A 12,380-nucleotide genomic window follows, 5' to 3' on the forward strand; every position below is an offset into this window, starting at 1 on the left:
CGGACGTGCTCCTATTTCAAAATATGCACATTCGAAAAGGTTTAGAAGATGAATTTTATTGCTTAATCACGTGATGTCCTGCAGCTTTCATTAATCGATTCATAACGGCATGACCGACTCCTTCTTCAGAAAAACTTTCACTAACGATAATATCTACATCGCACTCATTAAATGAACGAAGAGACTCATATAAGTGGCTAGCAACCGTCTCTAAATTTGAGCGAGATCCACATGTAATGACGGCATCGGCTTTATACACATCTTCATGTTCAGATGTCGTTAATACCCCTACTCGCTTACCCTGATCTTGATAGTGATCAATAATAGATTGGAAAAAATCTGAACTGCCGTCAACAATGACAAGCGGTGCATCAGGTGCGTAATGCGTATATTTCATACCTGGAGATTTTGGCGCTTCTTTATCACTTATTAACGCTCGATCTACTTTTACGGGACCAATTACACTTTCTAACTCTTTCTGAGTAATGCCGCCTGGACGTAAAATAATAGGAATCTCTTCAGTACAATCAAGGACAGTCGACTCTACTCCTACCCCTGTCGCTCCTCCATCTACAACTCCGCTAATACGCCCTTCTAAATCATTCATCACGTGGTGAGCTAAAGTGGGGCTTGGCTTGCCGGAGAGGTTTGCACTAGGAGCTGCGATAGGCAAAGCCACTTTTTTCAATAATGCAAGAGCTACCGGATGTGATGGCATTCTCACTGCAATGCTGTTTAAACCAGCCGTAACCTTATCTGAAACTTGATCTTTTTTAGGTAATATCACGGTAAGAGGACCTGGCCAAAAAGCATCAATCACTTTCTCTGCTTTTGAAGGAATTGACTCTACAAATGTATGCAGCTGCTCTTTATCTCCAATATGAACAATAAGAGGGTTATCACTAGGACGTCCTTTCGCTGCAAAAATTTTATCCACAGCTTTATCCGATGTTGCATCTCCTCCTAATCCATATACCGTCTCTGTAGGAAAAGCAACCACTTCGTGGTTGCGCAGCAAATCTGCTGCTTCTTCTATCTGTGGATAAATATCTTTTTCGTTCATAAAATTATCCACAACCCATAACTTAGTTTCCATCTTCTTCAACTCCTTTTTCTTTCTATATCTAGGTTTTTTTTACTTTAAAAGTACAATATGTATCAAAAACAGTAAAATACATGCATTCATTATATCAGCAAACAAGCTTTATCCACAAAATGTGGATAAAGCTTAGATTTTTGTGAATAACATTGTGGATACCCCATTAAAATGATTTATCCACATTTCCTTTTAACTAGCTGCATAAAACATCACGTAGACATCCTTAGGATTTGGTAACTGTTTTAAATACGAATGTTCTTTTAACAAATCAGGTAGAGCACTATAAGATGTTTGCTGAAAATTCATCATTTGAAAAAAATGCAGAGAGGATGCCTTATTTGTTAGTAAATATAGTTGCTTCACACCATGCTTTTGAGCCAGCTGAACGATACTTTTAAATAGCAGCAGAATATCAGATTGCATCAAAGAAGGTGACACGACAAGGGAGCGAAGAATTCCGTCCATGCCTTCTTTTTCAAACCCAACTGTTGCTAGCAGCTCGCCTTCTTCACTTTCCATGATGACAAATTGATGAATATGTTCTTCTACACCCGCTGTGCTAATACCCGCTTTTTGTAAAAACTTCTGAATTCGAATATAATCATTTTTACTGGCAATTTTTAATTGTTCTCTCATTTTAATCACCTCAACTTGTTTTCTAGTAACAAATCTATGAGATGGTTAAAAAAAGTAGAACTGAATTTTATTTTTAATGATTCTATTAATTAAATACGGACGATACCCATTCTACTACAAAAAACTTAACTTCTACAGAATCTTCTTTCGATTTAGCATCAGCTTTTTTCTTAGATGAAACAGACTTTTCAGCTTCCTTACTTTCCTTTTTCTCAGCCTTAGCGCTTGTTTCTTCTTTCGCTGTGTTGCTTGTATCCTTTGCAGCTGCTTCTTTAGAAGATGCCGTTGGTTGAGAAGGTTCCTCAGCTTTCTGCTTAATAGAATCCGATGTAATAGTTGCAGATTGAATTTCTGTCTTCACTGCGGGTTCTTTACTTTCAGCCGACGTATCATCTGTTTTGTCTGCAGATTTTAATTCAGAAGCTGCTGGTTTTTCTTTTTCTGCCTTTGGTTCTTCTTCAGATGGCTCTGGCGCTTTTACCGCTTCACCGTTTGAAAAATCTAAGAAGCATAAAGGAGGAAATAGTACACACCACCAGTTTGCTCCTTCTCCTTTACCAAGAGTAATAAGCACGGCTTCATACTCACCTGCTGGATATAAAAACTGACCGTACAACTTAGTAGGAAACTCTACTTTTCCGAATTTAACGTGAACAGATTCATTTACGCCTTCTTCTTTTAGCACTTCTTTCGCAATTGTCTCAAGCGCTGGCAAATTTTCTTTAATTGTTTTTCGAGCTACAGTTACAGATGTTAAATCTTTTACCCATTCTGTAATTTGTTCGTTCACACGGTCACGAATCAGACGTTTTACGTACTGATCTTTTTCACCGTCGCTGTTTGCTAAAATACGCAGTCGAATTGCCTCGTCTGGAATGACTGCAGGCTGATCTGCCTGCACTTGGTTATGTGTATATATAAGTTGAGCATTTGCTCCAATAATTAATAAAATAAAATAAATGATAGCATATTTCTTCATTTCGGCCACCGCCCTTTCATAGGAACAGTATGGCCGAAAGCAAGATATCTTAAACTAGTAATTTAGTAAAAAAATGCATGATTTTCAAAAACCAAAGGGAAAATCATTCCCTCTGATTTTTTTAGTTATCACGAAGTTGTGCAAAAACCATTCGATCTTTTCCATTAATATCATATACACATTCTACAAAAGCTGTCGGAAACGTTTTTTGCAGCATCTCAGCTACATCTTTTGTCTGTCCGGCCCCGACCTCAAATCCAATAATACTGTTTGACTTCGTCACATATGGCAACTCTTCCATAAAACGTCGATAAAAATCCAGACCATCTTTTCCACCAAAAAGAGCTCGATTTGGCTCATGATCTTTTACCACTGTGGACAATTCATCATCTGCTGGAATATAAGGCGGATTAGACACAATTACATCAAATTTCTGATTTGATGATAGGAATGGTTGTAATAAATCTCCCTGTATAAACGTGACAGCAGCGTCCAGATTTTGAGCATTCTCCTTGGCTACATTTAAAGATTCTATAGCTATATCTGTTGCTGTAACATTGACGCTGTCAAGCTCCAACGCTAAAGTGATAGCAATCGCCCCACTTCCCGTTCCAATATCGACAAGCTCAATAGACTGGTGTTGAAATTCTTTTTTCATTCGAGAAATCATTCCATATACGAGCTCTTCTGTTTCCGGTCTTGGAATTAATACATGTTCGTTTACAATAAATGAACGTCCGTAAAATTCTTCTGTCCCGATGAGATATTGTACAGGCATCCCTGCTTTATGAGCATGGACATCTTGTTCAAACCTTTTTAGCGTTTCTTCTTCTAGTTCTTCCTGCAGAGCACCTAGCAAATGAGTTCTCGTCATCTGTAAGTGATGGCGAAGCAAGAGTTCTCCCGCGTTTTCATCTCGCTTTGCCTCTTTCAAAAAAGAAGAAGCCCACTTAAGGGCTTCAAATACTTTCATTAGTTCGAATCTTCCATTCGGCGCGCTTGGTCTTCCATTACTAATGCATCGATAATTTCATCAAGCTTGCCTTCTAAGATTTGATCTAGCTTTTGAATCGTCAGACCAATACGGTGGTCCGTTACGCGATTTTGCGGGAAATTATACGTACGGATACGCTCAGAGCGATCTCCTGATCCAACTGCTTGTTTGCGCGTTGCATCGTACTCTGCTTGTGCTTCTCGCTGGAATTTGTCGTACACGCGAGCACGCAATACTTTCATTGCTTTTTCTTTATTTTTAATTTGAGACTTTTCATCTTGACATGATACCACTGTATTTGTTGGTAAATGTGTTAAACGAACTGCCGACATCGTCGTATTAACACTTTGGCCACCAGGTCCACTTGAAGCAAATGTATCTACACGGATGTCTTTTTCATGAATGTCCACTTCAACTTCTTCCGCTTCAGGAAGACATGCTACCGTTGCTGTAGATGTATGAATACGACCGCCTGATTCTGTTTCAGGAACTCGCTGAACACGGTGTGCACCGTTTTCAAATTTCATCTTTGAGTACGCACCTTTACCGTTAATCATAAAGATAATTTCTTTATAACCGCCTACTCCAGTAGTCGTTGCTTCCATTACTTCTGTTTTCCAGCCTTGTGATTCAGCAAAACGAGAATACATGCGGTACAAATTAGCTGCAAATAACGCTGCTTCATCTCCACCAGCCGCTCCACGAACCTCCATGATTACGTTTTTATCATCGTTTGGATCTTTTGGAATTAATAAAATACGTAGCTTTTCAACTAGCTCTTCTTGCTGCGTTTCTAACTCGGCAATTTCTTCTTTGACCATGTCGCGCATATCTGCATCAAGCTTATCTTCAAGCATCGTTTTCGCTTCTGATAACTGCTCTTTTACATCTTTGTATTCCTGATAAGCGGCTACCGTTTGTTGTATATCTGATTGTTCCTTCGAATATTCTCTCAACTTAGAGGGGTTGTTTACGATCTCAGGGTCACTCAGAAGTTCGTTTAACTTCTCATAGCGCGCCTCTACCGCTTCTAAACGATCAAACACGTCATTCACCTCATTCTTTATCCATAACATTGTAATTATAGTATAGCTTTAAAATAGAGTCAAAACCTTGTTAATACACGTATATGAACAAAAAAACAGAACTGCGCGTTCTGTTTTTATCATCATAAAATTCTTGCTTTATTTTTCGACCATTTCGCTTGAGTCCACAGACACAGCCTGTCCTTTGGACTTTTGCACAACGTGGCAATGACGACATCTTGGTTCGTAAGATTCAGACGCACCGACTAAAATAATAGGGTCGTCATAAGAAGCAGGCTCACCGTTAATCAAACGCTGCGTACGGCTCGCAGGAGAGCCACATGAAGCGCATACGGCCTGTAGCTTTGTTACCGATTCTGCAATAGCCATTAACTGGGGCATTTGTCCAAAAGGTTCACCTTTGAAGTCTTGGTCTAACCCTGCTACAATCACACGAAAGCCTTGATCTGCTAAAGATTGAACAATTTCTAAAATATCTGTGTCAAAAAACTGTACTTCATCTATCGCTACTACGTCTGTCTCTTCACTTACTCGCTTTAAAATATCGCGCGATGCTGAGATTGAATAAGCCATAACAGATGTACCATTATGTGAAACGACAGCTTCTTCACTATATCGATTATCAATTGCAGGCTTGAACACTTGTGCTTTTTGTTTAGCAAACTGCGTACGGCGCACACGTCGAATCAACTCTTCTGATTTCCCTGAAAACATACTGCCACAAATTACTTCTATCCAACCGCTTTGTTTCATTACGTACACCACTGCGGGACTCTCCCTTCTTCTCGTTCCGTTTCTGAGCGAACCGCTACTAACTTAATCTACGTCTTCTATGTAGATCTTATTCCTATGATAAAGTACCCACTTTTTTATCAAGCAGACACTGTTTTTCTACTTTTTTAAGCAAAAAAACAGGCAAGAAGTTAAGCTACTTGCCTGTTTGTTTCGACAATGTGATTATTTAAGACCGTATTTTTTGTTGAAGCGATCAACACGGCCACCAGCTTCAGCGAATTTTTGACGACCAGTGTAGAATGGGTGACATTCAGAACAAGTCTCAACGCGGATCTCTTCTTTTACAGAACCACTTTCAAATTCGTTTCCGCAAGTACATTTAACCATAACTGTTTTATAGTTTGGATGAATTCCTGTTTTCATTCGTTTCATCTCCTTCCGCCCTGAATCATTCTGAAACAGAGTTTATTGATAAAGATAGTGATGAAATAATAACTATTTCACTGTGTACTTTATCAACACACATGATGAAATTATAACAAGGGTTGTATGCTTTTGCAACCACATGTTTTATAACTTATCGTTTATTTGCTAGAAGCGTTTTTTTCTCTTCCGTTAACATCGAAAAGAACTCTTCATTTGTCTTTGTTTGACGTAAACGTTTTAAGAATTTTTCTGCAAAATCAGGAGCATCTGCCATTGATTTGCGAATTGCCCATAAGTGGTCTAAATGCTCTTTTGGAATTAACAGCTCTTCTTTACGTGTGCCTGAACGACGAATGTCAATCGCAGGGAAGATACGTTTTTCAGCTAGTGAACGATCTAGATGCAGTTCCATGTTACCTGTACCTTTAAATTCTTCATAAATAACATCATCCATACGAGAGCCTGTATCAATTAAGGCTGTTGCTAGAATGGTTAAGCTGCCTCCATCTTCAATGTTACGCGCAGCTCCAAAGAAGCGTTTTGGACGATGAAAAGCAGCTGGATCAATACCCCCTGATAGTGTACGACCGCTCGGTGGAATAACTAAGTTATAAGCACGAGCAAGTCTTGTAATGCTATCCATCAAAATGACAACATCTTTTTTGTGTTCGACAAGTCTCATCGCACGTTCAAGGACAAGTTCCGCTACTTTAATGTGATTTTCTGGCACTTCGTCAAATGTAGAACTGACAACATCACCGTCAACCGAACGCTCAATGTCCGTTACTTCTTCAGGACGCTCATCAATAAGAAGAACAATCAATTCCGCATCAGGATGATTGGTTGTAATGCTATTGGCAATTTCTTTTAACAGCATCGTTTTACCTGCCTTTGGCGGCGCAACAATTAGTCCCCTTTGCCCAAATCCAATTGGTGAAATCAAGTCAATAATACGCGTAGAGAAACTTCTTGGCTGAGTTTCCAGCAGCATTTGCTCATTTGGATAAATCGGGGTTAGTGCTGGAAAATGTACGCGTTCTTTTGACGTTTCTGGGTCTTCTCCGTTTACTGCTTCTACATGCAGTAACCCGTAGTAGCGCTCATTTTCTTTCGGAGGACGAACTTTCCCCGATACCTTGTCTCCATTACGCAGATCGAAGCGACGAATTTGTGAAGCTGAGATATAAATATCTTCTGAACTCGGTGAATAGTTAATTGGTCGTAAGAAACCGAATCCTTCTGACTGAATAATTTCAAGAACGCCTTCCATAAATAAAAGCCCATCTTGTTCAGCTTGAGCCTTTAAAATAGCAAAGACAAGTTCTTTTTTCGTTAATTTACTATAGTACGAAACTTTATACTCACGAGCATGTTCATATAGCTCTTTTAATTTCATATTTTCTAAACTGGATAATGTTAAGTTCATTAGGACACCACGCTTTATAATGAATAATTTTTAACCGTTCCTCCCATATTAAATTCAAATATAAAATTGAGAGATGATATGGATGGAATAAATCTGTGAAAATGGAGAATATAACCTTTGAAGTATAATAAGTAGAATCAATTGATTAACCATACACTTTTAGAAGAATAATTCCGACATAAAACCATTTATATTATCTTGATAAATTTAACGTAGCAATTTATATTCTAACCTTTTTCTATCTTTTTAATCAATCTTTTTTTACTTTAGAAGATGAATAAAAAAAAGGAAATTTAATAGCTTAAGAGAAGCAAGGAAAACCTTTTCATAATTTCACATTAAAGGAAATAAACTGGACGTTAAAATAAGAAGTGAAATTTATCTTTTAGCTTCCCCTTTTTATCTATTTACCCTATTCATAAATATATAAGCTACACAGACATAGAAGAACGTTCCTACACCTGTGTAGCTTATTTAACGGCTCATTTCTAGAATTTGCTTTCCTGACTGTTGTGCAATTTGCCTCTATGAATTTTGAAATTGTTCAATTTCTTCTTGAGTCATCTCTTCACGCCAAATCATTGCCCCTAAATCCGATAGCTTGTCTACTAAATGGCTGTAACCTCGGTCAATGTGCTCTAAACCCGTTACTTCTGTAATCCCTTTGGCCATTAAGCCTGCGGTTACAAGGGCTGCTCCTGCTCGTAAGTCCGACGCTTTCACACGTGCACCTTGTAAGTGAATGGGACCATTAATAATAGCTGAACGTCCTTCTACCTTAACAGATGCATTCATTCGTCTCAGCTCGTCAATATGCTTAAACCTTGCACCGTAAATTGTATCTGTCACAACGCTTGTACCTGATGCTCTTGTTAGAAGCGTCGTGAATGGCTGCTGTAAATCAGTTGGAAAACCTGGATATACTAACGTTTTAATATCTACGGGCTTCAACAGCTGACGAGTCGCTACGAGAATCTGATCTGAGCTTGTTTCGATATGAATACCCATTTCCCGCATTTTAGCCGTTAATGACTCTAGGTGCTGAGGGATAACGTTGTCAACAACAACTTCTTTTCCCATACTCGCTCCCATAATCATATACGTGCCTGCTTCAATTCGGTCTGGAATGATGGAATGACGGCATCCTTTTAATTGATCTACGCCATCAATTCGAATAACGTCCGTCCCTGCACCTTTAATACGGGCACCCATACTTGTCAGTAACGTAGCTACATCGATAATTTCAGGCTCTTTAGCAGCATTCTCGATAACGGTACGCCCTTTTGCTCTCACAGCAGCTAGCATGATATTAATTGTTGCTCCTACGCTCACAACGTCTAAATAAATTCGAGCACCAATCAGTTCATCAGCTCGAATGTAAATAGCTCCTTGCTCATTTGTTACTTTCGCACCAAGAGCTTCAAAGCCTTTAATGTGCTGATCGATTGGTCTTGGACCAAGGTAACAGCCTCCTGGAAGACCAACTACCGCTTTTTTAAAGCGTCCCAACATCGCCCCCATTAAATAATAAGAAGCGCGTAATTTTTTTACTTTTCCGTTCGGTAAAGGCATTGCAACCATTCCGGATGGATCTACTGTTAATTCGTCGTTATCAATGGTTACTTTCCCACCAATTTCTTCAACTAAATCCCCTAATAACTGCACGTCTGAAATATCAGGCAGACCTTCAATTGTAACAGGTGACTCGGCTAAAATTGTTGCTGGAATAAGCGCAACGGCACTATTTTTAGCACCACTGACGCGGACGGATCCACTTAAGGTAAAGCCACCTTGTATTTTTAACTTTTCCATTTATAGCTCCCTTCTAGTGAAAGAAAGTTTCTCACCTAGTAATTGAGGAAAATTTTGGTACAAAGAATACCTAAAAGAATGGTTATTTTTCCTATTACCTACTAGTGTACACGAAAATGAAAAAATCATGTATAGTTTCGACAAGATAAAAGAAAAATATGGCATTCACCTGTCAGGATGGTAAATGCCACACAAATTTATACATGTTTAGACATTTCGTTTTTCCCAATCTGCTAAAAATTGGTCAATTCCTGCATTTGTTAACGGATGTTTGAACAATTGCATTAAAACTTTGTAAGGAATTGTCGCAATATGTGCTCCATTTTTTGCAGCTTCTGTTACGTGCATCGGATGACGAATAGATGCTGCAATAATTTCGGATGGAATGTCATGAATTGCAAAAATATCTGCAATATCTGAGATTAAATCGAGGCCATTAAAACCAATATCGTCTAACCTTCCCAAGAAAGGCGATACGTAAGTAGCACCTGCTCTTGCTGCCATTAACGCTTGGTTAGCTGAGAAAATAAGCGTAACGTTTGTCTTAATACCTAAACTAGTAAATTCTTTTACTGCTTTTAAGCCATCTGGAGTCATCGGTACCTTGATTGTAATATTCGGCGCAATCGCAGCAAGCTCTTTTCCTTCGCGAATCATGCCTTCTGCATCAAGCGCAATCACTTCTGCACTTACAGATCCTTCAACGAACTCTGTAATTTCACGAAGACGATCTTCAAACGTGATGTTCTCTTTAGCTACTAAACTAGGATTTGTTGTAACCCCCGCTAACAAACCTAATGAATGCGCTTCCTTAATCTCGTCTAAATTAGCCGTATCAATAAAAAACTTCATGAATGCCATCCCCCTGTGTTATGTATTCAGAATGATAAGAAAATTATAGTAAAAATAAAACCGCCTTACAATAAAAATAAGACGGTTTTATTTTTCAGACTCAACTAACTGCAAACAGGCCATCCGAAGATTTCAAATTATGCTTTGTTAGAAGAACCGAATTCACGCATTTTACCTTGAACCGTTTCTTTGATTGCTTCGCGAGCAGGTCCTAAGTATTTACGTGGATCATATTGTTCAGGTTGCGCAGCTAATACTTCACGAACAGCTTTAGCTGAAGCAATTTGGTTTTCAGTGTTTACGTTGATTTTAGCAGTACCTAAAGAAACTGATTTTTGGATATCTTTTGTTGGAATACCAGTTCCACCGTGTAGAACTAATGGTAAGCCTGTACGATCTCCGATTTCTTTCATTTCAGCAAAACCTAGGTTTGGTTCACCTTTGTATGGTCCGTGAACTGATCCTAATGCTGGAGCTAAGCAATCGATACCTGTACGGTTAACAAGTTCTTCACACTCGTTAGCATCTGCATAGATAACACCCTCAGCAATAACGTCGTCTTCTTGTCCACCAACAGTTCCTAGTTCTGCTTCTACAGATACTCCGTGGAAGTGAGCTAGTTCAACTACTTTAGAAGTAATTGCAATGTTTTCTTCAAATGGGTGGTGAGAAGCATCGATCATTACAGAAGTGAATCCAGCATGGATTGCTTTTGCACATGATTCAAAGCTTGAACCGTGGTCTAAGTGAATTGCAACTGGTACTTGAACGTCGTAATCTTCGATTAGAGCTTCAACCATTGCTACAACAGTTTTGAAACCGCCCATGTAGCGTGCTGCACCTTCAGATACACCAAGAATAACTGGAGAGTTTTCTTCTTTTGCTGCTTGAAGAATAGCTTGAGTAAACTCTAAGTTATTTAAGTTAAATTGACCTACTGCATAGCCTTGTTCTTTTGCTGTAATAAGCATTTCTTTCATTGATACTAAAGGCATATTGAAATCCTCCTTAAAATCAACCTTAGATTAGATGCTAACCAAAAGGCACACTCAAATAGTATGCTCTTGAATTGAGTGTTTCATGTAGAAACAACGCGCATCTTTACATAATAGATTGTCGAATTATGAATACAGTAATTAGGATACCAACTAACAATGAAAACAGCAACATTTTTAGGCTGATATTCAAAATTTGTTAGGATGAAAACCCTACCAAAACCTTAATTCGACTTTACTGGTATATATTCCCTAACAACTTTGCGGATTTCATCAATATCAAAAGGTTTTGCAAAGTGAGTTAACGCTCCTAGATCTTTTGCTTCTTGAATCATATCCAATTCACCATAAGCGGTCATAATGATGACTTTAATCGTTTCATCGTGCTGCTTTAACCTTTTTAAAATTTCGATTCCATCCATTCCTGGAATTTTCATATCTAATAAGACAAGATCCGGTGCTTGCTCTTTTGTAATATCAATCGCCTGGAAGCCGTTCGCCGCTTGAAATGTCGTATAGCCTTCTTTTTGCAGCACTTCCGTTAATAAAATACGTATACCATACTGATCATCAACAATTAAAATTTTCTCTGCCAATATAATCCCACCTTTTATATTCCTCTTCTACAGACAAAACTAACATATGTATTTCGCCTTTAAAACAAAAATCCCTGCTAATTAGAGAAATTGTTACAAAACATAGCTTTTTTTGTCATCCATCTAACTTCATTGCACTTTACTTTCATTGTAGCTCATTTCAAGATAGAATACAGATAGCTTTTTTCGTTATAATGTGTAGATAGACGGCTTTAGCCGCTTAAATCGAAGGGAGATTCTATGCTTAAAATTTTCACAACTCAACTTTCAGGTTTTTTTAAACGAATTGAAGAACAAGAAGAATTCCAATTTGAAGATGCCGCGCGTATTTTAGCACAGGCCTCTGTCGGAGAAGGATTTATCTATATTTATGGTGTAGAAGAAATGCATGCCGTTACACTAGAAGCACTAAGCAGTGCAGAACCTTTAAGTCAGGCAAAACCTTTGCCTTTACATGAATTGGATCAGCTGACTAGCGTCGATCGCGTACTGCTTGTCTCTCGATTTTCAACAGATCACAAAGCTGTGGAAATAGCTGAACGTTTAAAGAAACGCGATATTCCATTTGTCAGCATTGCTGCTGTCCCTAAAGAAATAACCGAACCTTCTTTAACAGCACTCGCAGATGCTCATATTGATACAAAATTGTTAAAGCCCCTTATTCCTGGAGAAGACGGCTCAAGATTTGGTTTTCCAGCAATGATGGTCGCTTTATACGCGTACTACGGTTTAATTTTTACATTAAAAGAAATCGTAGAAGAATATGAATAAAAAACACGCTGTC

Annotated in this window: 13 protein-coding genes; 1 reads left to right on the forward strand and 12 read right to left on the reverse strand. The window is 38.5% G+C overall.

The annotated features are described in order from the left end of the window. Positions 1-55: 55 nt before the first annotated feature. The 12 genes from MKX72_RS26075 to MKX72_RS26130 all read right to left on the reverse strand — a co-directional run bounded on the left by MKX72_RS26075 (position 56) and on the right by MKX72_RS26130 (position 11,599). On the reverse strand, positions 56-1,096 hold the full coding sequence (locus MKX72_RS26075; protein WP_098627061.1) for an L-threonylcarbamoyladenylate synthase: 1,041 nt from the start codon (positions 1,094-1,096) through the stop codon (positions 56-58). Between the two features lie 192 nt (positions 1,097-1,288). Continuing rightward, positions 1,289-1,735 (reverse strand): GNAT family N-acetyltransferase, encoded by a 447-nt coding sequence (locus MKX72_RS26080; RefSeq protein ID WP_034263676.1) that lies wholly within the window; start codon positions 1,733-1,735, stop codon positions 1,289-1,291. 85 nt (positions 1,736-1,820) lie between these two features. Next, positions 1,821-2,714, reverse strand: a complete 894-nt coding sequence (gene spoIIR, locus MKX72_RS26085) for a stage II sporulation protein R (protein WP_033580396.1) — start codon at positions 2,712-2,714, stop codon at positions 1,821-1,823. Positions 2,715-2,835: 121 nt separating this feature from the next. Continuing rightward, entirely contained in the window at positions 2,836-3,687 is an 852-nt protein-coding gene (gene prmC, locus MKX72_RS26090; RefSeq protein WP_028411975.1) for a peptide chain release factor N(5)-glutamine methyltransferase, read from the reverse strand. Beyond that, complete coding sequence (prfA, locus tag MKX72_RS26095; protein WP_013059820.1) at positions 3,687-4,754, reverse strand: peptide chain release factor 1; 1,068 nt, start codon at positions 4,752-4,754, stop codon at positions 3,687-3,689. Before prfA ends, prmC begins: the two co-directional genes overlap by 1 nt. A 138-nt stretch (positions 4,755-4,892) precedes the next feature. Beyond that, the gene (locus MKX72_RS26100) at positions 4,893-5,507 is read right to left on the reverse strand and encodes a thymidine kinase (RefSeq protein ID WP_306430466.1); all 615 of its coding nucleotides are present in this window, start codon (positions 5,505-5,507) and stop codon (positions 4,893-4,895) included. 204 nt (positions 5,508-5,711) lie between these two features. Further along, positions 5,712-5,912 (reverse strand): 50S ribosomal protein L31, encoded by a 201-nt coding sequence (rpmE, locus tag MKX72_RS26105; RefSeq protein ID WP_013085477.1) that lies wholly within the window; start codon positions 5,910-5,912, stop codon positions 5,712-5,714. 154 nt (positions 5,913-6,066) lie between these two features. After that, positions 6,067-7,341 (reverse strand): transcription termination factor Rho, encoded by a 1,275-nt coding sequence (rho, locus tag MKX72_RS26110; protein WP_014457752.1) that lies wholly within the window; start codon positions 7,339-7,341, stop codon positions 6,067-6,069. 525 nt (positions 7,342-7,866) lie between these two features. Further along, positions 7,867-9,153, reverse strand: coding sequence for a UDP-N-acetylglucosamine 1-carboxyvinyltransferase (locus MKX72_RS26115; protein WP_028411974.1), 1,287 nt, complete (start codon positions 9,151-9,153; stop codon positions 7,867-7,869). 207 nt (positions 9,154-9,360) lie between these two features. Further along, on the reverse strand, positions 9,361-10,005 hold the full coding sequence (gene fsa, locus MKX72_RS26120) for a fructose-6-phosphate aldolase (protein ID WP_013059825.1): 645 nt from the start codon (positions 10,003-10,005) through the stop codon (positions 9,361-9,363). 137 nt (positions 10,006-10,142) lie between these two features. Then, positions 10,143-11,000: a class II fructose-bisphosphate aldolase gene (locus MKX72_RS26125; RefSeq protein WP_013059826.1), complete on the reverse strand. Its 858-nt coding sequence runs from the start codon at positions 10,998-11,000 to the stop codon at positions 10,143-10,145. Between the two features lie 224 nt (positions 11,001-11,224). Next, the gene (locus tag MKX72_RS26130) at positions 11,225-11,599 is read right to left on the reverse strand and encodes a response regulator (RefSeq protein ID WP_087944205.1); all 375 of its coding nucleotides are present in this window, start codon (positions 11,597-11,599) and stop codon (positions 11,225-11,227) included. A 237-nt stretch (positions 11,600-11,836) separates the two neighbouring features. On the opposite strand from MKX72_RS26130, the gene MKX72_RS26135 reads away from it, so the two are divergent. Then, positions 11,837-12,367 (forward strand): DUF2529 family protein, encoded by a 531-nt coding sequence (locus MKX72_RS26135; protein ID WP_033580394.1) that lies wholly within the window; start codon positions 11,837-11,839, stop codon positions 12,365-12,367. The last annotated feature ends 13 nt before the right edge of the window (positions 12,368-12,380 follow it).

The sequence above is a fragment of the Priestia sp. FSL R5-0597 genome (assembly GCF_038006305.1).
In the GTDB taxonomy this organism is placed as follows: domain Bacteria; phylum Bacillota; class Bacilli; order Bacillales; family Bacillaceae_H; genus Priestia; species Priestia zanthoxyli.

Excerpts from the sequence above, each read along its gene's own strand:
- MKX72_RS26075 (WP_098627061.1), bottom strand. The coding sequence starts at position 1,096 with ATGGAAACTAAGTTATGGGTTGTGGATAATTTTATGAACGAAAAAGAT.
- MKX72_RS26080 (WP_034263676.1), bottom strand. The coding sequence starts at position 1,735 with ATGAGAGAACAATTAAAAATTGCCAGTAAAAATGATTATATTCGAATT.
- spoIIR (WP_033580396.1), bottom strand. The coding sequence starts at position 2,714 with ATGAAGAAATATGCTATCATTTATTTTATTTTATTAATTATTGGAGCA.
- prmC (WP_028411975.1), bottom strand. The coding sequence starts at position 3,687 with ATGAAAGTATTTGAAGCCCTTAAGTGGGCTTCTTCTTTTTTGAAAGAG.
- MKX72_RS26100 (WP_306430466.1), bottom strand. The coding sequence starts at position 5,507 with ATGAAACAAAGCGGTTGGATAGAAGTAATTTGTGGCAGTATGTTTTCA.
- rpmE (WP_013085477.1), bottom strand. The coding sequence starts at position 5,912 with ATGAAAACAGGAATTCATCCAAACTATAAAACAGTTATGGTTAAATGT.
- rho (WP_014457752.1), bottom strand. The coding sequence starts at position 7,341 with ATGAACTTAACATTATCCAGTTTAGAAAATATGAAATTAAAAGAGCTA.
- MKX72_RS26115 (WP_028411974.1), bottom strand. The coding sequence starts at position 9,153 with ATGGAAAAGTTAAAAATACAAGGTGGCTTTACCTTAAGTGGATCCGTC.
- fsa (WP_013059825.1), bottom strand. The coding sequence starts at position 10,005 with ATGAAGTTTTTTATTGATACGGCTAATTTAGACGAGATTAAGGAAGCG.
- MKX72_RS26125 (WP_013059826.1), bottom strand. The coding sequence starts at position 11,000 with ATGCCTTTAGTATCAATGAAAGAAATGCTTATTACAGCAAAAGAACAA.
- MKX72_RS26135 (WP_033580394.1), top strand. The coding sequence starts at position 11,837 with ATGCTTAAAATTTTCACAACTCAACTTTCAGGTTTTTTTAAACGAATT.